Below are 20,664 nucleotides of genomic sequence, written 5' to 3' on the forward strand. Positions count from 1 at the left end.
TCTGGACCGTGAGCGTTGAGCGCGTCCTGGAGGGTCCGCCGGACCTGCTCAGCTGGGCGAGCTGACCAGCTTGCTCGTGACGATCTCGACCGATCCGACCACGAGCAGTTCTGGCGCCGCGGCATCCCCGCCGTGCTGCTGACCGGAACAGCGACCCTCCGCAGCCCGCACTATCACCGCGACTGCGACACCCCGGACACCCTCGACTACGCCCGGCTCGCCCAGGTCGCCGACTCCCTGGCCGCCACACTTGCCGCTGCTCCGGCCGACCTCGGTCTCGCCGAGCGGCGCTAGCCGACCTGGCCGGTCCAGTTCGGGTCAACCGGGACCGGGATCAGGTCCTCGACCGGCAGCCAGTCCATCTTCACGACCGGCTTGAGCGCGGCATCGTCGTGCCAGACGACCAAGGCCTCCCAGCGTCGGCCCTCGCGCTTCCAGTCGAGGATGAGCCCCCGGGACGGCTTGAGTCGGCCTGTGTTTCTGATCAGCACGAACCGCACGTCGCCGTACGGTCGCCACGCGTCGTTCTTCGGCGGGTTGGCAGACACGACGTCACTCACTCGGTGCTGAGCAGCTCGGCCGGGACCCACTCCTCGACCGTGGCCAAGCGCCCAGGCCGCAGTTGCGCCACGTAGACGACCCGGCCCTCCCACCGGTGGCCAGCGCGGCGCCACTCCAGGAGCAGGCCCGGGCGTGGCTGCGAGCCGTCGACGGGCACGCTGACCCAGCAGTGTCGCCCTGGGTGATCCTGTCCTCCGTCCGCGCTGCTGTTGGCCGGCGGCCGCGCTGGCTCTTGGGCCTGGTCGACGCGCACACGGTCCTTCAAGGGGATGCCCGCCCCGCGCCCGTAACCGCCCGCCATGGCTCCTAGAGTAGAACAGGTGTTCGACCAGCGCCGCCGGAGCGGGTTCGTACGCTGAATGAGTGCCAACCCGCTGGGAGCCCATGCTGGCCAAGCCTGCAGCCACGCTGCCGGCCGGCTCGGCTCTGCCCGGCGGCACCGTCTACGAGCCCAAGTGGGACGGCTACCGGGCAATCCTCGAGCGGACACCTGAGGGCTGTCGGGTGTGGTCCCGCAACGGCGCTGACCTCACCGCCGGCTTCCCCGACATCGTCGACGCCGCGTGTGAGCAGCTGCAGGCGGGCACCGTGGTCGACGGCGAGCTCGTGGTGTGGAGCGAGGGGCGCCTGGACTTCGCCGCTCTAGCCCCGCGGCTGGCCTACCGCGGCCGCCGCAGGCCACCAGCTCAGCTGGCGCCTGCGGCCTTTCTGGCCTTCGACCTACTGGCCGCCGACGACGCCGACGTGCGGGGGGAGCCGTTGACGGTGCCCATCCGTAGGTGCCGCATCACTGATGGTGTGCTCGGCGTCGGCGAACGCCCCTTGCATACGAAGGTCCTTCGAGGCGTCGGCCACGGAGCAGCACGCTGATATGCGGACTCGCCCCGTGAGCCCGCCGTACGCCAGGGCGCCGAGGACCAGCACGACCGGGATTCCAAAGACGAGGCCATCGCGTTCCTCCCTAGGCGAGGTGGTAGCCGGCTTCTTCGACTGCCGCCCTGACGGCAGCCGGGTCAATCGGCTCGGCGCTGGTGATCGTGACCACGCCCGAGTCGAGGGCGACCGCGGCGTCCTCGACGCCCGCGATCGCGGACACCTCCTCGGTGACCGAGGCGACGCAGTGGCCGCAGGTCATCCCGGTCACGGTGTAGGTGCTGGTGGTGCTCATGACGTCCTTTTCTGTATCGGAGCTCAGTAGGGCTTGAGGAGAAGGTCGGCGCGTCCCTGCTGGCGGATCTCTAGGGCAACGGTCGCGATCGCCAGGACGGCGAGGGCAAGTCGGATTCGCCTCGGGGTCCACGCGACTCGAACGTTGAGCCAGCGCCGCATGACGACCCCCACCGCAAGTCGAGCGACCGCGAGCGCGGCCGCTACGGTGGCGAGGATGCCGAGCGGGTTGTATCGCCACGCTTCGAGGAGGTGCCCTCGGGCGGTCAGCCTGGCCGCGCGCGTGCCGCCGCAGAGGGGGTCCATGATGCCCATGCGGTGGAGCGGCCCATGGAGGTCGACGGGCGGCAGACCGAACACGGCCATCGCGACCGAAGCGACCAGTCCAGCCACGCCGAGCACGGTGACGACTCGCACTCGATCGGACTTCGACCACTCGATCGCCAGCAGCGAGCCGACTCGATCGGTCGTCGGATGAGCGCCAGCCATGCGCCCCTCCTCACGTCTCCCGACACACCTCGTTTGGTCCGCCAGTGGCACTCTACTAGGGTCGATAGTAGAGCCGGGCGTGTCCACGCCCAAGGTGGGTGCCCGGCTTCCCCGTTCCGGGCACCCACCGTCCCATGCTCCGTGTCCGGGTCGTGCTGTGGGCGATGGCGGAAGGGAAACTGCGTGGGCCGGCACCGTTCGGGCACTCCAGACCCATCGTCCGGGCGGTACGACGGAGCTGGAAAGCGCAGGAAGGTCCGTGCCGACGAGCCGGTCCTGACTATCAGCGGCCGCCACCGCGCGCCTCAGAGGCGTTCGTCGCTGGTCCGCGTGCCTCTTGCGGCCCCGCGTATCGCCGGAGCGGCGGCGCTGGCCGCCGCGGTCGCTGGCAGCCTGGCCGTGAGCGGTTCCAGTGGCGCGGGGACCGCGTACGAGGCCGCGACTTCGGTCTCTCCCCGGCGGGCGACGGCAGAGGAGCTTGAGCGACGTGACCTGTCGGTCAGCCGCTCAGCCTCCCGTTCTTCTGTCAGCGGGTCCGGTCTCCGTGCTGCTCAGGTCGACCGCCTGGCCCGCGAGCGGTTACGGGCGCTCGAGCAGTTGACCCGTCAGGCGGCTCTGCGCGCACGGGAGCTCGAGAGGCAGTGGGTCCTTCCGATGTCGTCCTACCGGCTTACGGGGACGTTCGGGGAACGCAGCTACCTCTGGAGTACCGTCCACACCGGCCTCGACTTCGCGGCCCCGACCGGCACTGCGATCCGCGCCGTGGCTGGCGGCCAGGTGACCGAGGCGGGCTGGGCCGGCTCCTACGGCTACCGGACGATCGTGACGCTCCCCGACGGGACCGAGATCTGGTACTGCCATCAGTCGCGCATCGACGTGAGTTCCGGTGACGAGGTCGAGCGCGACCAAACGATTGGAGCGGTGGGAAGTACCGGCAACGTCACGGGCCCACACCTGCATCTCGAGGTGCGGCCGGACGGGGGCGACCCGGTGGACCCGGATGCTGCACTCGCCGCGCACGGCGTCGCCCCCTGACTGGCGAAGTGTCTGCTTGCCGGCGCATGAGGTGAAGATCCCGATTAGTGTGGAGTCCAGGCGTCAGCCGCGGGCGCGGTTCTGCTCGGCGGGAATGACTATGTGTCATGGCAGACAGCCACAGTTATCCGGTGGCTTCGCGCGGGCTGCCACGGGTGACTCCGACCGGTCTTCGCTTCTGCCGCCTATGCCGTGTGATTCGGAGTAGTCCTGGTTGTCTGTTCGGGGGTACCGCTTCATTGGACCGCATGAGCCCGCTGTCGGAAGCGGAGATCCCTCTGCCGAGTCGGCTCGTTGTCTACTTCCCGGAGTAGGAGTGGAGGCCACCGCCCCAGAGGTTGATGCCGACGAAGTTGAACAACAGCGCTGCGAATCCGATCAGAGCCAGGATGGCGGCCCGCTTTCCGCGCCATCCCGCGGTCGCGCGGGCGTGTAGGTATGCGGCGTAGGCGACCCATGTGAGGAACGCCCAGACCTCCTTGGGGTCCCAGCCCCAGTAGCGGCCCCAGGCGAACCGTGCCCAGATCGGGCCGGCGATGAGCGCCGCGAAGGTCCAGACCGGAAATCCGAACGCGTGCACACCGTAGGCGATCCGGTCGATGCTCTCGGAGCCCGGCAGACGGGAGCTGAGGCCGTCGCTCTGAGTGCCGCGGGCCTCCGCGCGGGCGCGGTAGAGGTACAGCAGGGAAGCAAGCGCGCCGATCGTGAACGCGCCAGTTGCCAGCAGGGCTGCCGTGACGTGGATGTAGAGCCAGTAGGAGTGCAGGGCTGGCACGAGCGGTCCGGCGGGAATGTCGAGCAGCAGGACCGCGATCATCAGCAGGACGACGACGAGCGCGGTGACCGGCAGACCGAGCCAGCGGATCGGCTGGAAGCGCAGCAGCACCAGATATGTTGCCACGGTCGCCACGCATCCAGTGATGACGAACTCGTACATGTTGCCCCAGGGCACCCGCTCGGCCGCGAGTCCGCGGGTGACCATGCCCGCCGCGTTGAGGGCGAACCCGATGGTCGTGAGTGCGACCCCGAAGCGCCCGGCGAACTCCTCGCGGTACGACACCAGAGGGCCGGTGTCGGGTTCGGCATCGCGCTGTCCGACTCCGACCGTGGCGAGCACCGCCGCGCCCTTCGGTGTGCGGTGCATGGCCCATTCGGCGACGTGGGCGAGGAGGGCCAGGGAGTAGACGATCGCGGCGAACATGATCGCGGTGTTGCTGAACTGGGCGTATTGGACGGTGGTCATGTGACTGCCTTCTCGATGTCGGCCTCGATGTCGGCGAGGAGTTGGGTGAGGGAGCGGTCGAGGCCATGCCCTTCGCGACGGTCTAGGCCGGCCAGCTCGACGTCGGCACCATCGTCCGGGCGCTGGCGTGCCCGGAGCCAGATTCGGCGTGGCCGCACGTAAAGCGAACCCACCAGGCCGATTAACCCGAGGACAACGCCGCCGAGCGCGAGAGGTTCTGCCGGGGTTGCGCTGATCTGCAACTTGGCCCAGCGGCGGACGCCGTCGAAGGTGATCGTCCCGATCCCGTTGGGCAGTCGGCGGGTCTGGCCCATCGGGATGGTGAGGGTCAGGGGTTTCCCGGCCGTGTCAGTGACGGCGGTGAGCTTCTTCTTGTCCAGGGAGTAGACCGACTGCGGTATGCCGGAGCCGAGTCCGAGGTCGCCAGTGTAGGCCGTCAGGGACAGCGTCGGAGCGAGGGCGTCCGGGAACTGGGAGAAGGCGCCGCCCTGCTTGTTGTAGCCGTACGTGGGGAGGAACTGGCCCTCGAATCCGAGCTGGGTGGGCTGTGCGTCGGGCACCTTGACGACGCCCCAGGAGGCGTAGGTGGCGTTCTCCGGGAGGAACACCGTCGGACCGGCGTAGACGGTCTTGCCGTTGCCGTCGCGGACCGTGATCAGGGGGGCGTAGCCGTTGCCGACCAGGAACACGCTGGTGTTGCCGATGGTGAGGGGATCGTTGACCTCGATCGTCTTCGAGCGCTCCGCCGCCCCTGGGGAAGGCTGGTAGGTCAGGTCTGCGCTGAACGCGGTGGGCTGCCCGAGGGTGGGACCGGCCGCCATGAAGCTTGCCTTGAAGTCGTCGAGGGTGAAGTTGAACGGTTCGAGGCCGTTGGCGCTGAACAGACCGCCCGGTGCGAAGTCGTCGTAGGACTGGCGGGCGTTGGTGAACGTCTGGCCAGACACGACGATCACGCCGCCGCGGAAGCCGAAGAGGTTCCCGAGCGCGAACGAGACCAGGACGATCACCAGGGACAGGTGGAACAGCAGGTTGCCGGCCTCGCGCAGATAGCCGCGCTGCGCAGCGACCGTGACGGTGCCGTCCTCGTCGCGGGTGGTGCGGACGCGGAAGTGCTGCCGTCGCAGTCGGGCCCGTGCACGCTCGGCGGTCTCCTCGGCCGTCGCGTCCAGGCTGGCCGACACGGAGTTGGGAAGGCGCGAGAGGTTGCGAGGTGCACGTGGGGGTGTCGCGGTTGCTGCTCGCCAGTAGACCTTGAGTCTGGGCAGGATGCAGCCGACGAGTGAGGTCATCAGCAGGATGTAGATCGCGCTGAACCAGACCGACCCGTAGACGTGGAACAGGCCGAGCCGCTCGTAGAGCGGCGTGAGGCCGGGGTGGGCGATCTTCCAGCGGGAGACGGCCATCGCGTCGACCCGGTCCTGTGGGACCAGGGAGCCGGGGATCGCCGCGAGGCCGAGCAGCATCAGCAGCATCAGTGCGGTGCGCATCGAGGTGAGCTGTCGCCATGCCCATCGGGCCAGCTCCAGGGGGGTGAGCGCCGGCGGAGTGGGATCGGGCTCGCTGGGCTGGGAGGTCAGCGGTGGTGTCTCGTCGATCTGAGTCATGGTGCCGGGCTTACCTCGGCGTCACGTTGGTCGTCGCGGGTACGTGCGCGACGGCCGGCGATGACGAAGTACGCCGCGGCGGCGGCGAACACGATCACGCTGGTCCACACGTTCAGGCGAAGGCCCAGGACGTGGTTGACGGTGTCGATGCGCAGGTACTCGATCCATCCGCGGCCGGCGGTGTAGCCCATGACGTAGACCGCGAAGAGGCGGCCTCCGGTGATCTTGAAGCGGGCTTCGACCCAGAGCACGAGTCCCACGACGCCGAGATCCCACAGGGACTCGTAGAGGAAGGTGGGGTGGAAGGTGGTGTAGCCCTCGTAGCCGTCAGGGCGGCGGTCCGGGGCGATCTGCAGCCCCCAGGGCAGGTCGGTCGGGTTACCGAAGAGCTCCTGGTTGAACCAGTTGCCCCACCGCCCGATTGCCTGAGCCAGCGGGATCGCCGGGGCCAGAGCCGCGGCGACCTCGCCGAACCGGACACCCTTGCGACGGGCACCGATCCAGGCCCCCAGGGCGCCGAGCGCGATCGCGCCCCAGATCCCCAACCCGCCCTGCCAGACGTAGAGCGCGGCCCACGGGTCCCGTCCGGCGGTGAAGTAGAGCTCGGGGTCGGTGAGTACGTGGTAGAGCCGGCCGCCCACCAGACCGAAGGGGACCGCCCAGAGCGCGATGTCGGAGATGGCGCCGGGCTCGCCGCCGCGCTTGGTCCACCGCCTCTCGGCGAGCCAGACGGCGGCGACGATGCCGGCGATGATGCAAAGCGCGTAGGCGCGCAGCGGGAACGGGCCGAGATGCCAGACGCCCTGGCTGGGGCTCGGCAGCGACAGTGGAAGCACGCGCGGGCCTCAGATCCGCGGGTTCGGGTCGAGCGCGATCGCGGCGATGATGGCGAGAACGATCGCCGTGGGGTAGCCGATCAGGATGTCCTGCCATCCCATCGAGATAGGGATCGGGCGGAACCCGGCGTGGGCGACAAGATGTTGGATGGCGACGAGGCCGGCGAGGCCGAAGAGTGACCAGGAGAGGACTCGACGTTTGGTCCAGTTGGAGAGTTGCTTGTCGATGTCGCTCTTCTTGGTGCGACGACGGTTGCTCATGAGAGCGGACCTCCTTGCGTGCGGACCCCTGCGGCCAGCAACTAAGGAGAATAGTAGATGCCTGCCGGGCGGAGCTGCGGCGCGGTCAGCCGAGGAGGCAGATTCCTTCCCAGGCCATCGCGAGGGCGGGGGCGGCGGCGAGCGCCAGCGGGACGACGATGGCGGCTCCGATACCCGCGGCCGCCAGCGCCGACCCGCGCCGGGTCAGCTGTCGGTGCTGGCCGTCCAGCCGCAGGAGCCGGGTCTGGACATCGTGGGCACTGGCCGCGAGCGCGCCGGGGGGAGCAGGCAGGCAGGCGAGTGTGGCGAGGGCCTCGCGCAAGGGACTCGCGCCGACGCGACGTCGCGCGGAGTCGTCGGCGCTCAATTCTGCGAAGAGGCGGACGTGGGGCATCGCCCGCCGGAATGCCGGGAAGATCGGCGCCAGCGCGCCGAACAGGGCGCGACAGGTCACCATCGCGACGTGGTGCCGCTGGCGGAGGTGGGCGTGCTCGTGGGCGAGGACGGCGTCGAGCTCGGTGGCACTCAGGCTGGCGAGCAAACCGCTCGTGACGACCACGCGGTGCTGCTTGCCGCCGATGCAGAATGCGTAGGGTGTCTTGTGGTCGAGGACGAGTGCGCCGGGGAGTACGTCGGTGCGGCCGACCAGATCGAGAACGGCCACGCGGGCGGTCCGTTCGCGTCGGTCCGAGGTGGCCGCGCGCACCGCACACCAGACCAGGCGGGTCAACAAGCCCAGGAAGACAGCCACGCCCGCGACCGCCGTCATCGTGCCCCCTGGTGAGGCGTAGCCGTGCTGCAGGTTCTCAGCGCAGAGGTGGAACAGGAGAGCCAGGTCGCTGCTCACGTGGGGGAATGAGATCGCGAGCGCCAGGCCTGCGGCTGCGAGGGCGAGCAGGGCCGATGCGGCGAGGGCCTGCCAGGCGACGATGGCCATGCGAGGGGCGAGCCTCGGCCAATGCGAGTCCCGCAGCCATCCGGCTCCGAGCGTGCCGGCGGTGACCGCGTAGGTCGCGAGAAGCAGTGCGCTAATCAACGAGGGCTCGCTTCAGTCGCTCGACCTCGGTGGGAGACATGTGGTCAAGGAAGCGGAGCAGTGTGACCGAGGCGTCGCCGCTGTCGCTGAGTAGCTCGTGCATCAGCTCCGCGGTGTGCTCGGCCCGGTCTTTGGTCGGCTGGTAGTGGAAGGCGCGCCCCTCGCGCTCGCGGCTGAGGAAGCCCTTGCGGTGGAGGTTGTCCATCACTGTCATCACGGTGGTGTAGGCCAGCGGAGGCTCGCGGTCGATCTGTTCCAGAACGTCTCGCACCGTGAGTGGGTGATCGGCCGTCCAGAGGTGCTCCATCACGACGGCCTCGAGGTCCCCGAATGGGCGCATTCTCGCCGGCTCCCTTCTCGATCGCGAGCTGCGACCGTGCTTGCTCATGTCAGGGGATCCCACTTCGTGCCATCCTGCTGGTAGACCTTGGCTCGATCACCGGCGAGGGCGGCCACCACGAGGTCCCCGGTAGCAGTGTAGGAGGCTGCGCTGGTGCGGTCCGGAACGTCCAGCGCGGTCCACGAGGCACCGCCGTCGGTGCTTAGCTGTGCGCCGTCCATGCCGATGGCGAGCAGCCGCGAACCTGTCTTGTCTACCGCCACGGCCATCGACCCCGTCGCGCTGCCGAGCGGAGTCCAGGTCGCCCCGCCGTCGGTCGTCCGTACGGCGCCCTCCTGCATGGATGGGGCGATCGCGAGGTCGGGGTTCGTCGGGTCGACCCAGATGGTCCCCATGAGGTCCTGGCCCGCCGCGCTGCGCGGCTCGAACGTCGTACCGCCGTCGGTGGAGACGAGGGTGCCGGCCTCGGGCGAGGCGAGGTACACGATGTCGCCGGAGGCCCCCAGCGCGTGCACGTCGGAGACGGGAAGCCCGTCGACCTGGTCGAAGGTGGAGCCGTCGTCGGTCGAGGCGTAGAGACCGGTGTGCCCACCGGCGAGAACCTTCGCTCCCGTAGAAGCCCATCCCATGACGTCCGTGTCGTCTAGGGAGTCGATCTGCCTCCACCCGCCCGCGCTCGCGCGGTAGCCGGCGCCGCCGTGCCCGCCCACGAAGAGTCGAGACCCCAGTTCGCCGACGGCGTGCAGGTCCCCGCCTACGACGGGGCCGGTCCCGGAAGACCCCTCCGACTTCCTGCTCGAGACATAGCTGATGGCGATGATCACGGCCGCGATCGCAAGGAACGGGATGACGAACCGGCGGGCGCGGGGCGAGAGTCCTAGGATGCGTTTGTCCGCTGGCTTGCTCATGCCTGTCGTGTCCTTTTGCTAGCCCCGATTACCTGATGGCGGGGATGTCCCATCTACTATCAACTACTGAAGATAGTAGATGGGTGGAGGGTGTGCGCGAAACGCTGCGGAAGGCTCGGACGGTTGTGGTGCTCCTGGTCATCGCCGCGGTAGTTGGCGTGGGCTGGTGGCAGATGGATCATCTCAAGTCGCGGGCCTCGACGGACGGGAGTGATGCCGGGGTCGGTCTGACGCTCTACCCTGGCAATGACGGGATCCCGCTGCCGCAGATCGAAGGCAAGGCCGTCGACGGGCAGATGCTGGACCTGGCGGATCTTCGCGGCCATGTCGTCGTCCTCAACGTGTGGGGCTCGTGGTGCGCGCCGTGTCGTGCCGAGGCGCCGGATCTCGCCGCGATCTCGAAGGAGACCGAGTCGCGCGGGGTGCGGTTTGTGGGCATCGACGTGCGCGACAACCCGGCCGCCGCGCGGGCGTTCGCCCGTAGCTACGGGATCACCTATCCCAGCTTCGACGACCAGAACGGCCTCGTCCTTGCCCAGTTCACCGGAATCATCCCGGTCAGCGCGGTCCCCTCGACCCTGGTCGTTGACAAGTCCGGCGTCATCCGCGCCCGCGTCGTGGGCCAGGTGGACGGGAGTACCCTGCGCGGGCTCATCCAGGACGCGGAGAAACTCGGATGATTCACGCCTTGTCCGTGGGAACGACGGTCGCCTACGGTCCGCTGCTGGTCGCGGTGCCGATCGCGATCGTCGCCGGGCTGGTGTCGTTCCTCAGCCCGTGCTGTCTGCCGCTGGTACCCGGCTACCTCGCCTACGTCACCGGGGCGGCCGGCGCCGACGCCGGCAACCCGTCGATTCCCGTACGTCGGTCAGTCACGGTGGTTGGTACAGCGCTGTTCGTGCTCGGGTTCGCGCTTGTCTTCACCAGTTATGGCGCCGCTTTCGGAGCAATCGGGAACACCCTGATTCGGCACCAGGACGTCATCATTCGCGTCCTCGGAGTGTTCACGATCGTCCTGGGGTTGATGTTCGCCGGGGTGCTGGGCGCGGTTCCGTGGGTGTCGCGGACCCTGCAGCTCGGCTACCGGCCGAAGGTCGGGTTGGCGGGTGCGCCGCTGCTTGGCGTGATGTTCGGCATCGGTTGGACGCCCTGCATCGGCCCGACCCTTGCGGCGGTGCTTTCCCTTGCGACGACGTCGGGGACCGCGGGTAGGGGAGCGATCCTCTCCTTCGCCTACAGCCTCGGGCTCGGCATCCCGTTTCTCCTCGCAGCGCTCGGGATCAGCCGCGTCTTCCGGCTCTTCACCTTCGCCCGCCAGCACGCTTTAGCGGTGATGCGGATCGGCGGCGCACTACTCGTCGTGCTCGGGACCCTCGAGGTCACCGGCCTCTGGGGCGCGTGGCTGGCAAGCCTGCGCACCCTCATCGGGACCTGGCAGACGCCGCTATGAGAGGTTCAACCGTCGTTCCCTGGCTCGCGCGTCACCCGGTGGTCGCTGTGCTCATCACGCTCGCTCTGACCGCGGCCGTCGCGGTGGGGCTCGCCGCTGCGCTCAAGCCTGAGCCGGCGCGGTCGCGACCCGTGGTGGCAGTCCAAGGACGCACGGCGGAGTCCAGGCTCCCCAAGCCGACACAGTTCCCGCCGAAGGCGCGGGTCGAGGCGGCCCACCGTGCGCTCCACGCCATGGGGCGTGCCTGCAAGCAACCCCTCGCGACACGCGACCCCGCATCGGTGCGACGCCCCGTTGAGGTAATGGAGCAGTTCGCGCGGGACTACCCCAACGGCGGCTTCACGATCGACGATGAGCCCGGATCCACCCTGTCGTTGCTGGTCGTGCTTCGTTACGAACTACAAGACTGCGAGCCGACGCTGGTCACCGAAGTGGAAGAACTGCTGCCCGAGCGTGTCCGCGACCCGGCCTGACGGCGCGACCGCGCAGTGACAGGTTCCGCGCCGTCGGGCGTTTTCGCGTTGCTCGGCAACGCGTCACTCAGATCCGCGTAAAACGGCGGGCGAGCGCCCAGCATCTCTCCGCCGTTCCAGAAGTTGAAGAGCTCCGACGCTACCGACCCAGATGAGGACGAAGACTGTGACCAGCGCGAACCCGACGTACTGAAGGTCAACAGAAGCCACCCACTCCAGCGCAGGGACGCTGAACTCGTCGGCTATCAACTGCAACAGCACGATGACGCCGATCGAGAACGCGACCAGCACCGACAACGCGGTAACGGTGAAGTTGTAGAAGATCTTGCGGGCAGGGTTGAGGAATGCCCACTTGTAGGCGTGCGCCATGAACAGCCCGTCGATGGTGTCGAAGAGCGTCATGCCCGCGGTGAACAGCACCGGCAGCACGAGGATTGCGTACCACGGGAGCGCGTACGCCGCCGTGCCGCCGGCCAGCACCAGTAGCGCGACCTGGGTCGCGGTGTCGAAGCCGAGGCCCATTAGTAGTCCGACGGGGTAGAGGTGCCACGGCTTGTTCACCCTCTGCGTGGTCCGCTTGAAGATCCGCGCTAGGAAGCCGCGGTTGTGTAGGTGATGCTCGAGTGCGTCGTCGTCGAAGGTGCCCGCTCGCAGATGCCGGTACGCGTGCACGATACCGACCAGCGCGCTGAGGTTCATCAGCCCGATCACGACGAGGAACATGCCCGCCGCGAGCGTCCCGACCACGCCGAACGAGTGCTGCAGTGCAGAGCCCTCGTCCTGAACCGGGCCCGCCAGCGCACGTACTCCCAACGCGAGGAGCAGCGATAAGCCGAAGACGACGCTGGAATGACCGAGCGCGAACCAGAAGCCCGTGCCCAAGGTCGACCTTCCCTCGCCCACCAGCTTTCGGGTCGCGTTGTCGATGATGGCAATGTGGTCCGCGTCGAACGCGTGCCGGGCACCGAGCAGGAACGCGGTCACCCCGATCCCGACCCCAAACCCACCGGCGTCGCCGAGCTGGAACTCGCGCGGCGCGACGACGGCGAGCAGCACGCCCCACCCGACGACGTTGATCAGCACCACCACGGTCGCGACGCTGGCCAACGCGCGACGGTCGCTGGCCCCTGGGCGTACGACATTCACAGCCGGCACTCTATTGCAAGTCGTTCGCAATAGCGCAACCCGGCCCCGGGGCGGATGTCGCTCGGCACCGCTCATCAGCGTCGCTGTCCACGGACAGTGGACCTGGCGACGCTGAGGGCAACGAAGCGGCGTGGTCGTCAGACGCGCAAACCTGCGTGGTGCCTCAGGCGGTTGGCCGCGGCGGAAACAACCCCGGTGATCTCCTCGATACGCAGAGGGCGGCTGACCGCGAGGGCGACGGCAAGACTCGTCGACAGCATGAGCAGGAGCTGGCCCACGGCACGAATCTTGCCGGCCCCAGCGCCCAGCTCAGCCGGCCAGACGACCTCGAGGAGGGCACGCGAGCCAAGCGCTGCGATCGCGACGAGTCCGCCCAGTAGGAGGACGCGACTCAAGAAGCACATGAGCGCCCGGTACCCCAGTCCTCCGACGAGCCGGTTCAGCACACACAGGGAGACTCCGGCTCCGATCAGATATGCGCCGCTGTACGCGGCTGCGAGGAGGGGAGCCGCCGCGTAGTGGCTCGACGCGGACATGAGCGCATAGCCAAGTCCGACGTTCGATGCGGCGATGAGGCATTGGATCCAGAAGACGGTCCTGTGACGCTCGAGCGCGAACAGGCCGCGCAGCACGAGGTAGTGAACGGTGAACACGGCGAGCCCCGGCGCGAAGAGCACCACGGTGAGGGCGAGAGGGCGCAGGCTGTCCCGGGCACCCCCATAGCCCCACAGGAGCTCGGCGAGGACAGGGGCCATCACCGGGAGCAGCACACAGATGGGAATGACCAGAGACAGCACGCGCCGGATCGCGAGTCCGAGGTGCTTGGACAGGCTCCGGAAATCCCCGTCCACTCCGAAGGCGGCGAGCCTCGGGTTGATCGTCGTGGCCATGGAAACGGTCACGATGGCATGGGGCACCATGACGAGCAAGAAAGCGTTGGAGTAGACGGTGTAGCCCGCGCCGCCGCTGATCCCTTGGGCAGCGGGGACGGCAGCGCCCGCGGAAGCCAGTCGCACGATCAGAACGTAGGCAATCTGGTTGACGAGCACGAACATAACGGTCCAGCCAGCCAGCCTGAGGGTGTCGCCCAGCCCGCTGCCACGGAAGTCGAAGCGGGGCCGATAGCCGACACGGGCCTTCCGGAGGTAGACGAGGAGGATGAGGAACTGCGCCACAATTCCCAGCGTGGAGCCAAGCCCGAGAACAAGCTCCTGGGCGGAGCTGTACGGACCCCACAGTTGCGCGTCGTGTGCAGGGCCGAACGCGAACAGGTAGGCGCCTAGCACGGCGATGGTGATGGCGTTGTTGGCTATCGGGGCCCACATCATGGGCGCGAAGAAGCCACGTGAGTTCAGGATCTGTCCGACCACGACGAACATCCCGTAGAAGAAGACCTGGGGCAGGCAGTAGCGCGCGAGATCCTCGATCGACTCGCGCTGCTGGGCCAGGCCCGAGTCGAAGTAGCTGTCGTCGAGGATGACCCGCAGGAGTGCCGGCGCGATGAGCACCAAGATGATCGTCACGCCCGCGAGAAACACGATGGCCAGGGTTAGCACCCGGTTCATGTATGCGCGCCCGCCGTCGTCATCCTGCTTCATCGACCGCACCAGGCGAGGCACGAGGACGGTGTTGAACACTCCACCAGCTACCAGGATGTACAGCATGTTCGGCAGCGTGTTCGCGATCGTGAAGACGTCGGCGTGCAACTGTGCGCCAAGCGCGGCGACGAGCAGCGATGTGCGAGCAAAGCCGGTGAGACGGGAGAGCGCAGTACCGAGCGCGAGTCCAACTACCGTCCCGAGAGCATGGTCACCTGGGGGCGGCCGTTGCCCCGCGCGAGCGGGCCGGCGAGTATCAGGGGTGGTGGATGAAGACATCGCTGCTTCCACCGACGCCGGGGGACTCGTCCTTCTTAGGCGAGTGCGCGGAACCGACGAGGTCGACGGCGGGAATCGCGGCGACGATCGTGGGCGCAGCGGCCAGGACCATCGCTCCAGGTAGCAGGAGGGCCGCCACCGCTCGGTGAGGCGCGTGGCGCTGCGGGTCCAGCAGGCGGCGGATGCGTAGCGTCGTGCCGGTCCCGGACATCGCAAGGCCCACCGGTCGAGTGGACGAGTCCGCGCAGCTGATTTCGAGCAGTGCGGTTGCAACTGTGCGTTTGCCGTGGCGGCGTGCGGCGTACTCGTCGGCGTCCAGTTCGACCAAGAGGCGAACGACGCCGGGATACCGCTGGAGCAGTCGTGGCCAGCGCAGCGCTGCTGCTACTACCTCGGCGGCGAGGACCATCAGGTGATGGCGTCGCGCCAGGTGAGCGCGCTCGTGGTCGAGGGCGGCCTCGAGCTGGTCCTCCGAGAGCAGTTCGCGGGCCCCGGTGGTGACCACGATTCGCCGGGATGACGCCCTCCCCGGCAGGCAGTAGATCAGCGGCGTCGACTCGGGCACGACAGCGACCCCGGTCACGTCTCGCTGGCTCTCGCTCAGCGTCCCGGGGGTGGCCACGGAAAGCAGGCCATGCGAGGCAGCGGCCCGCTTCATCCCTCGTAGGTTGTTGACCGCGGTAACGCCGGCGGGCGCGGCTAGGGCCAGCAGCACAACCAGGGCGAGGTTCCATGCGGTCGGCACCTCGCCTGGCCCGGCGTAGGCGGCGTGAACCCGGGACTTATCGGCGTGCAGCAGCCAGGAGAGGCTGTGTTCCCACACATCGTGTGAGGCCATGGCAAGGCCGATGCCCAGCGCAGTCAGCACCGTCAGTGCCAGCCCGTGCCAGACCCATAACGCTGCAGCTGGCGAGCCGATCCGCAAGCTGACTCGCGCGAGAATCCTGTCACCGAGCCAGCCCACGCATGCGGCGTAGATCAAAAATGCTCCCGCCATCAGCACCGCTACTCTGCCTTCTGCGGGGCGTCTTGCTCCGGGGAGTCCGCGAGTGCTGCTCGCAGGGAGGCCGCTTCCTGTGCGCTGAGCTGCCCGGCGAAGCGAAGGAGCGTCGCCGATCGGCTCTCTGCGGTGTTGAGCACCTGCCGCATCAGCTCGGCGGAGTAGTCGTCCGCGGAGAGGCACGCTTCATAGAGGAACGCTCGCCCGCGGCGTACGCGGGTGAGCATGCCCTTCTCCCGCAGTCGTTCGGCCACGGTGATGACCGTGGTGTAGGCGACATCGCGTTGCTCGTTCAGTCGATCGACAATGGTACGGACGGGGATCGGCGCGCCATGTTCCCAAACGACGTGCATGATCGCGGCTTCGAGCTCGCCGAAGGGGCGGACAACTGCCCTCATGTCACCTCCTAACGACATCAGCAGGGATTCTACGACACGTAGAAGCACGCACGAGGGACAACTTCTACGCGTTGTAGAATCAACGGCATGGATGCCGCACTTCCGCTGTCACGCCCGGAGTCTCCTCGACCGGGACGCGAGGGCGCCCGGGCGACGTGGGGATCGGGTCCCAACACCTCACCGGCCATTCGGCTGCGGCGGATGGGTCTGCAGGATCTGACGTTCGTCACGGGCCTGCACCGGGTGACGTTCCGCGAGGGGTTCTTCGTCCGACTCGGTGCGACCTTCCTCAGCCGGTACTACCGGACGTTCCTTGACGGGCCCTTGGCGACCGCGCTGGTCTGCGAGAAGGACGGGGTGGTCTGCGGCTATCTGGTCGGGGTGATCGATCCGCCAGAACATCGCCGGCTCCTCCTCCGTCACCACGGGTTGTCCCTGGCGGTCACTGCCTTTGTCAACCTGCTCTGGCGTCCAGGACTGGCACTGCACTTTCTTCGCACGCGTGCTCGTCGCTACCTCCGAGCTCTCGCGAGAAAGCCCAGAGTCTCCGCCGGGCCGGCGTCGGAGGCCAGGAAGGTCGCGGTGCTCACCTACGTGGCCGTGGACCCTTCGGTGCGGGGCGGCGGCATCGGTTACGCCCTGGTCGGGAAATTCCTAGACGAGGCGGCTGCCGCCGGCCGATCCGAGGCATGCCTGGTTACGATCGCGGGCCCTCAGGGTGCGGGCGGGTTCTATGCAGCCCAGGGCTGGGTACGCGTCGGGGAGAGTCGGCGAGCCGACGGCCAGCTGCTGGAGCACTACCGGTTCTTGCTGGATGAAGAGGCATGAGGGGCAACAGCCGGCAGCCTTCGAACCGCACGCCACCCCAGTCGTGGCGACCGACGCGTGGGTGGGGCTTGCTCGCCGTCGGGCTGGCCTTGGTGGTGGTCATGGTTGCGTGCACCCGGTCGCCATCGCCTGGGGATCCGGGGGATGAGCCTGGATCCGTAGATGTGGCGTCGCAGGACGAAGGCCCTGCTGCCGAGATACACAGGCTGTCGAACAGGCAGTGGCGTGAGATGGTCGAGGCGGGCATGGTGCGGCCCGAATGCCCTGTACAACGACCAAGCGAGCTACGCGTGGTGCAGATCAACCACTTCGACTTCGACGGTGCCGTCAAGCGCGGTCAACTCGTCGTCAATGCCGACGTGGCCGAGAGCGTGGTACGAATCTTCAGCGAGCTCTATGAGCAGCGGTTCCCAATCCGCCGCATGGACCCCGTCGAAGCGTTTGACGGTGACACGAACGCCAGTCTCGCCGCAGACAACACCTCCGCGTTCAACTGCAGGCGGGCCGATCAGATCAATGCCCCGTTCGCGGCGTCCCCACACGCCAACGGAAGGGCCGTTGACATCAACCCTCGCGAGAACCCGTGGCGTGACCTGCGTTGCGATTGCTGGTTCCCGAGCCCGAGGCTCAAGGCGCGCGATGCGGGGGATGGAAAGATCACCAAGGGCGGGATTGTGTGGAGAGCATTTCGGGCCGAGGGATGGATCTGGCAGAACATCGACGTCCCGGACTACATGCACTTCGACACCGGGTACCCGTCGCGCCCGCTTCGCCTCGACCGGGGGCTCTAGGAGTGCCGCGAAGGCGGATGCGAGCACGGGCGAGTTCCGGCGAGGCTACGGTGTCGTCCATGGGCGATAGGTCTGACTCGCTCGAGGGCGGCCACCGTCGCGGCTCACTGTGGTCGCACCGGGCGTCAGTCGTGCTGGTGCTCGTGATCGCGCTGGCCACACCGACTGGCCATGTGGCTGTCATATAGGTGGGACTCCGAGCAGTGGGGACCGAAGGTGGGTGACCATCTCCACGGAGTCGCGGCACTCGATGATGGCGTGGCCTTTGATCGTCTGATCGGGCACCTGGGCGTCCTCGATGAGCCGCAGAACGTCGAGGCTGGCGCCGTCAATCGGCCATGACGCCCGTCCAGCCTTGTTCACGGTCGGGTTCGGCGATCCGAGTCGGGGCAACTTCGGGGCCTGCGGCCGGACACGCTGCGCGTTTCCAGGGAGGTCGGCCAGCTGTTGGCGCGGTGAGGTGGTCCAGCCAAGCTGGCGGTTGGCTTCTGTCTGGTCACGGGGTGTGGGAATCGGGCGGTGCCGCGAACTGCTGGACGCACGTCAGGGAACAGAACCCGTAGTCGCTGTCGGCGTAGCGGAGGAACCCCGAGGCCCGGCGGTGCTCGACCCACATGCGGCACACGGGGTCGACGCTGCCCGCGGCTCGCGGGGGTCTGAGCGTCACTTCGAACAGCTCCTGTGGCTCAGAGACGTTGCGGAGTGTGAAGGTGCCGATCGACGTCACCGTGCGTCCTGGCGAGCGGCGTCAGCAATCGGGGTGGTCACCACCGTCTGCCCGCCGGCTGCTTGACCGGCGACTCGAGCGGCGAGGTTCACCGCTGCGCCGAACATGTCGCCGTCGCGCTCAACGGCTGGGCCGTGATGCAGCCCGGCCCTGGCAAGTGGAAACCCATCGAGCTCGCAGGTCGCGGCCAGTAGCCGGTCGACGAGTGCGAGGCCGCTCCGCGGGTCCTGAGATGCGAGAAGGACGGCGTCACCGATGGGCTTGATCAGCCGGTCGCCGTCAAGAAGGCAGGACCGTGCCAGGTCGGCGAACGTGGTGGCGAGGTTGGCGGGTTCCTCGTCGCCGTGGGTTTCGGTGAGGGCGGTGTAGCCGGCCAGGTCGACGATCGCGACGGTCCACGTGCGCCCGTGCGGGTCAGTCATTGCGCGCTCCCGTTCCGTTGAGCACCAGATCGAGCAGAATCCGCCGGGCGACTTCGGGTTGCCAGTGGTGGGCGGCTCGCAGGTGGATGTAGCCCCACCCGACCAGGTTGAACAGGGCGGTCGCGGTGATCGTCGGTGGCAGCTCTCGCAGAGTCCCGTCGAGGGCGCCGTCTCGCAGCAGACGCTCGAAAGGCTCGGCGAACACGTCGACAACCATCGCGTCGGGGCCTGGCTTGTGGAAGACCTCGCCGTGTGCGAGGAACATCCCGGCGAGGAGGTGGAGGTGCTGGTCTGCGGTGACGCACAGGGCATCGAGAGCGCTTTCTAGCCGTTCTCGTGCGGTGCCAGCTCTCGCGAGCGCGGGCAGCATTGCGCGGCTGTAGGTGTCGGCGGCCTGTGCTGTCAATGCGGCGATCAGGTCCTCACGGGTGACTCCGCGGCGGTAGATCGTGGCCCTGGACATGCCTGCTTCTCCGGCCACGCGCTCCAACGTAACCTCCGACAGCCCCCATTTCGCGACTGCCGCGGCAGTCGCCTCGAGAAGTGTCCGGTCGACCACAGCCTCTTGCTCGCGCGACATGCGCCGAGCATAGTTGAGACATGAGCGTCTCACCAACGTGATCCGTGAATCTCACTCTTCCTGCGGGGCTTGGCTGGTGTGCCGTGGTCTCGGGAGCGGGAGCGATGTTTGCCACCTATTGGGACGAGGCGTGGCATACGGACATTGGAAGAGACACGTTCTGGACTGCGCCTCACCTCCTGCTCTACGGCTCGGTCGGGGTCGCCGGCCTTGCGGTCGCGCTCTGGGGCGCGGCGGCGCTGGCATCGGGCGCTTCGCTCAGGACGGCGTTGAGGTACGGCCCGTTGGCACTGGCGGGGGTCTCGGGGCTTGCAGTGCTGGCGGCGGCTCCCATCGATGCGGCCTGGCATACGACCTTCGGCCGAGATTCGGTGGCGTGGAGTCCGCCGCACATGCTGGTCCTCCTCGCCTCGACGGCCATGCTCATGGCCATGCTCTCCGGACTGTCTCGGCGCGACGTCACCTTGCGAGCCGTGGCGGTCTCGTGGATGGCTAACGCTGTCGCGGTCGTCTTTGAGTACGAGGCTGGAGTTCCGCAGTTCACCGAGGCTCTGTACCTGCCCGTCCTCATTGCGGCCGGCCTGCTCGTCACCCTCCTGGTGCGCGGGGAGGTCCACCTTCGTGCGCCCGTGAGCGTGGTCGTCGTCGTGTACGTGATGTTGCGTCTTCTTGTCGGGCTGGGCCTGCTTTTGCTCGGCCGTTCAACCCCGGATCTGCCGATTGCGGTTCTTGGCTTCGCCGCGATGGACCTCCCGTTCAAGTCGTTGTGGCGCCGGCTTGCGGCAGGCGCCGCCGCGACCGCGGCCCTGGCTTGGGCAGCGTCGGCCGCCGGGTTGGCGAGCCCCGACCGCGGCGCTGTCTCCGCGGCGGCTTTCGCCGTGATCGCAATCAGCCTGGTGGCCTTCCTCGCGACCGCGCGTAACCCTCGCGTCATTGGCGCGGCCTCGGTCGTCGTGGGCGTAGCCGCGATGGGCCTGGCCTCGGCCAAGCCGGCCGAGGCGCATGACCCCGGGCAGGGAAAGCCCGTCGTGGACGCCGTCATGACCGCCAACGTTGACGGCCACGGCACCATCCAGCTCACGGTGGAGTCCGCCGCCCAATGCGGCGAACTCACCCCGGTACGCGTTGTCGCACGGCGAGCCGGCGAGACCGTCACGAGTGCTCTTCGACAGACCGGCGCCTGCACGTTCACCGGATCGATCTCGGTCCCTGTCCAGGGCAGATGGTTTGTCTACGCCGAACTCGAGCAGGACGGTTCCGCGATCGAGGGATGGCTCCCGGTGGACACCGCCGGTCGGCAGACGCTTACTGGAACCCGGACTCTCTACCTACCGCCTGCCGGGGAGTCGGAAGTGACGGTGGCGCAAGTCATTGCGGGCGGACTCATCTATGCGGCCGGGCTCGGGCTGCTGGTCATGGGGTATGTGGTCATGACCCGTGAACGCCGCAGGGCGTTGGCCCTTGCCTGAGGCCGGGTGGCGGTCAGGGGCGA

At 68.1% G+C, this 20,664-nt stretch carries 26 protein-coding genes and 1 riboswitch; of the genes, 9 read left to right on the forward strand and 17 right to left on the reverse strand.

Annotation, left to right across the window (positions count from 1 at the left end; translation table 11 throughout):
- The first annotated feature begins 15 nt into the window (after positions 1 to 15).
- Positions 16 to 294 (forward strand): M28 family peptidase, encoded by a 279-nt coding sequence (locus tag ACYQ0U_RS16935; protein WP_459975008.1) that lies wholly within the window; start codon positions 16 to 18, stop codon positions 292 to 294.
- Here ACYQ0U_RS16935 and ACYQ0U_RS16940 read toward each other — a convergent pair.
- Positions 291 to 548, reverse strand: coding sequence for a hypothetical protein (locus ACYQ0U_RS16940; protein WP_211730936.1), 258 nt, complete (start codon positions 546 to 548; stop codon positions 291 to 293). The genes ACYQ0U_RS16935 and ACYQ0U_RS16940 overlap by 4 nt on opposite strands.
- 8 nt (positions 549 to 556) lie before the next feature.
- Positions 557 to 718: a hypothetical protein gene (locus tag ACYQ0U_RS16945; RefSeq protein ID WP_459975010.1), complete on the reverse strand. Its 162-nt coding sequence runs from the start codon at positions 716 to 718 to the stop codon at positions 557 to 559.
- A 206-nt stretch (positions 719 to 924) separates the two neighbouring features.
- On the opposite strand from ACYQ0U_RS16945, the gene ACYQ0U_RS16950 reads away from it, so the two are divergent.
- Positions 925 to 1,431 (forward strand): ATP-dependent DNA ligase, encoded by a 507-nt coding sequence (locus ACYQ0U_RS16950; protein ID WP_459975012.1) that lies wholly within the window; start codon positions 925 to 927, stop codon positions 1,429 to 1,431.
- A 91-nt stretch (positions 1,432 to 1,522) separates the two neighbouring features.
- Here the strand turns inward: ACYQ0U_RS16950 and ACYQ0U_RS16955 are convergent, their stop codons facing one another.
- Entirely contained in the window at positions 1,523 to 1,729 is a 207-nt protein-coding gene (locus tag ACYQ0U_RS16955) for a heavy-metal-associated domain-containing protein (protein WP_459975014.1), read from the reverse strand.
- 23 nt (positions 1,730 to 1,752) lie between these two features.
- Positions 1,753 to 2,121, reverse strand: coding sequence for a DUF2752 domain-containing protein (locus ACYQ0U_RS16960; RefSeq protein ID WP_459975016.1), 369 nt, complete (start codon positions 2,119 to 2,121; stop codon positions 1,753 to 1,755).
- Positions 2,122 to 2,871: 750 nt separating this feature from the next.
- On the opposite strand from ACYQ0U_RS16960, the gene ACYQ0U_RS16965 reads away from it, so the two are divergent.
- Entirely contained in the window at positions 2,872 to 3,252 is a 381-nt protein-coding gene (locus tag ACYQ0U_RS16965) for a M23 family metallopeptidase (protein WP_459975018.1), read from the forward strand.
- A 298-nt stretch (positions 3,253 to 3,550) separates the two neighbouring features.
- Here the strand turns inward: ACYQ0U_RS16965 and ccsB are convergent, their stop codons facing one another.
- From ccsB to ACYQ0U_RS17000, 7 genes are all read right to left on the reverse strand, one after another.
- The gene (ccsB, locus tag ACYQ0U_RS16970) at positions 3,551 to 4,495 is read right to left on the reverse strand and encodes a c-type cytochrome biogenesis protein CcsB (protein ID WP_459975020.1); all 945 of its coding nucleotides are present in this window, start codon (positions 4,493 to 4,495) and stop codon (positions 3,551 to 3,553) included.
- Positions 4,492 to 5,784: a cytochrome c biogenesis protein ResB gene (gene resB, locus ACYQ0U_RS16975; protein ID WP_459975022.1), complete on the reverse strand. Its 1,293-nt coding sequence runs from the start codon at positions 5,782 to 5,784 to the stop codon at positions 4,492 to 4,494. The genes ccsB and resB overlap by 4 nt, the downstream gene beginning before the upstream one ends.
- A gap of 33 nt (positions 5,785 to 5,817) precedes the next feature.
- A riboswitch (NiCo riboswitch) is annotated at positions 5,818 to 5,926 on the forward strand.
- A gap of 169 nt (positions 5,927 to 6,095) precedes the next feature.
- Positions 6,096 to 6,935 carry a prolipoprotein diacylglyceryl transferase gene (gene lgt, locus ACYQ0U_RS16980; RefSeq protein ID WP_459975024.1) on the reverse strand — a complete coding sequence of 280 codons (840 nt, stop codon included), beginning with the start codon at positions 6,933 to 6,935 and terminating at the stop codon, positions 6,096 to 6,098.
- Between the two features lie 9 nt (positions 6,936 to 6,944).
- Complete coding sequence (locus tag ACYQ0U_RS16985) at positions 6,945 to 7,196, reverse strand: hypothetical protein (protein WP_459975026.1); 252 nt, start codon at positions 7,194 to 7,196, stop codon at positions 6,945 to 6,947.
- Positions 7,197 to 7,281: 85 nt separating this feature from the next.
- Positions 7,282 to 8,133 carry a M56 family metallopeptidase gene (locus ACYQ0U_RS16990; protein ID WP_459975028.1) on the reverse strand — a complete coding sequence of 284 codons (852 nt, stop codon included), beginning with the start codon at positions 8,131 to 8,133 and terminating at the stop codon, positions 7,282 to 7,284.
- A 91-nt stretch (positions 8,134 to 8,224) separates the two neighbouring features.
- On the reverse strand, positions 8,225 to 8,620 hold the full coding sequence (locus tag ACYQ0U_RS16995) for a BlaI/MecI/CopY family transcriptional regulator (RefSeq protein WP_459975030.1): 396 nt from the start codon (positions 8,618 to 8,620) through the stop codon (positions 8,225 to 8,227).
- Positions 8,617 to 9,480 (reverse strand): WD40/YVTN/BNR-like repeat-containing protein, encoded by an 864-nt coding sequence (locus ACYQ0U_RS17000; protein WP_459975032.1) that lies wholly within the window; start codon positions 9,478 to 9,480, stop codon positions 8,617 to 8,619. Before ACYQ0U_RS17000 ends, ACYQ0U_RS16995 begins: the two co-directional genes overlap by 4 nt.
- A gap of 83 nt (positions 9,481 to 9,563) precedes the next feature.
- On the opposite strand from ACYQ0U_RS17000, the gene ACYQ0U_RS17005 reads away from it, so the two are divergent.
- Genes ACYQ0U_RS17005 through ACYQ0U_RS17015 form a run of 3 tightly spaced genes read left to right on the forward strand, consistent with a single transcriptional unit; the run spans position 9,564 to position 11,403 of the window.
- Positions 9,564 to 10,160, forward strand: a complete 597-nt coding sequence (locus tag ACYQ0U_RS17005; RefSeq protein ID WP_459975033.1) for a TlpA family protein disulfide reductase — start codon at positions 9,564 to 9,566, stop codon at positions 10,158 to 10,160.
- Positions 10,161 to 10,174: 14 nt separating this feature from the next.
- Positions 10,175 to 10,930, forward strand: a complete 756-nt coding sequence (locus ACYQ0U_RS17010) for a cytochrome c biogenesis CcdA family protein (protein WP_459975035.1) — start codon at positions 10,175 to 10,177, stop codon at positions 10,928 to 10,930.
- A 47-nt stretch (positions 10,931 to 10,977) separates the two neighbouring features.
- On the forward strand, positions 10,978 to 11,403 hold the full coding sequence (locus ACYQ0U_RS17015) for a hypothetical protein (protein WP_459975037.1): 426 nt from the start codon (positions 10,978 to 10,980) through the stop codon (positions 11,401 to 11,403).
- 63 nt (positions 11,404 to 11,466) lie between these two features.
- Here ACYQ0U_RS17015 and nicT read toward each other — a convergent pair whose 3' ends face one another.
- The 4 genes from nicT to ACYQ0U_RS17035 form a co-directional block, all read right to left on the reverse strand.
- The gene (gene nicT, locus ACYQ0U_RS17020) at positions 11,467 to 12,558 is read right to left on the reverse strand and encodes a Nickel transporter NicT (RefSeq protein ID WP_459975077.1); all 1,092 of its coding nucleotides are present in this window, start codon (positions 12,556 to 12,558) and stop codon (positions 11,467 to 11,469) included.
- 128 nt (positions 12,559 to 12,686) lie between these two features.
- Positions 12,687 to 14,426, reverse strand: coding sequence for a murein biosynthesis integral membrane protein MurJ (murJ, locus tag ACYQ0U_RS17025; RefSeq protein WP_459975079.1), 1,740 nt, complete (start codon positions 14,424 to 14,426; stop codon positions 12,687 to 12,689).
- Positions 14,404 to 15,423, reverse strand: a complete 1,020-nt coding sequence (locus tag ACYQ0U_RS17030) for a M56 family metallopeptidase (protein ID WP_459975080.1) — start codon at positions 15,421 to 15,423, stop codon at positions 14,404 to 14,406. The genes murJ and ACYQ0U_RS17030 overlap by 23 nt, the downstream gene beginning before the upstream one ends.
- Positions 15,424 to 15,431: 8 nt before the next feature.
- A complete protein-coding gene (locus tag ACYQ0U_RS17035) occupies positions 15,432 to 15,824 on the reverse strand; it encodes a BlaI/MecI/CopY family transcriptional regulator (protein ID WP_459975039.1) in 393 nt (130 codons plus the stop codon).
- Positions 15,825 to 16,025: 201 nt separating this feature from the next.
- Here ACYQ0U_RS17035 and ACYQ0U_RS17040 point away from each other — a divergent pair, with 201 nt between their 5' ends.
- Together ACYQ0U_RS17040 and ACYQ0U_RS17045 are read left to right on the forward strand one after the other, a co-directional pair.
- Positions 16,026 to 16,652 (forward strand): GNAT family N-acetyltransferase, encoded by a 627-nt coding sequence (locus ACYQ0U_RS17040; protein ID WP_459975041.1) that lies wholly within the window; start codon positions 16,026 to 16,028, stop codon positions 16,650 to 16,652.
- 164 nt (positions 16,653 to 16,816) lie between these two features.
- Positions 16,817 to 17,443, forward strand: a complete 627-nt coding sequence (locus ACYQ0U_RS17045; RefSeq protein ID WP_459975042.1) for a M15 family metallopeptidase — start codon at positions 16,817 to 16,819, stop codon at positions 17,441 to 17,443.
- Positions 17,444 to 18,166: 723 nt separating this feature from the next.
- Here ACYQ0U_RS17045 and ACYQ0U_RS17050 read toward each other — a convergent pair.
- Complete coding sequence (locus ACYQ0U_RS17050) at positions 18,167 to 18,592, reverse strand: adenylate/guanylate cyclase domain-containing protein (protein WP_459975044.1); 426 nt, start codon at positions 18,590 to 18,592, stop codon at positions 18,167 to 18,169.
- Complete coding sequence (locus ACYQ0U_RS17055) at positions 18,585 to 19,172, reverse strand: TetR/AcrR family transcriptional regulator (protein ID WP_459975046.1); 588 nt, start codon at positions 19,170 to 19,172, stop codon at positions 18,585 to 18,587. The genes ACYQ0U_RS17050 and ACYQ0U_RS17055 overlap by 8 nt, the downstream gene beginning before the upstream one ends.
- Before the next feature lie 104 nt (positions 19,173 to 19,276).
- Between ACYQ0U_RS17055 and ACYQ0U_RS17060 the strand changes: the two genes are divergently transcribed.
- Positions 19,277 to 20,641 (forward strand): hypothetical protein, encoded by a 1,365-nt coding sequence (locus tag ACYQ0U_RS17060; protein ID WP_459975048.1) that lies wholly within the window; start codon positions 19,277 to 19,279, stop codon positions 20,639 to 20,641.
- The last annotated feature ends 23 nt before the right edge of the window (positions 20,642 to 20,664 follow it).

It is taken from the genome of Nocardioides pyridinolyticus (genome assembly GCF_054653575.1).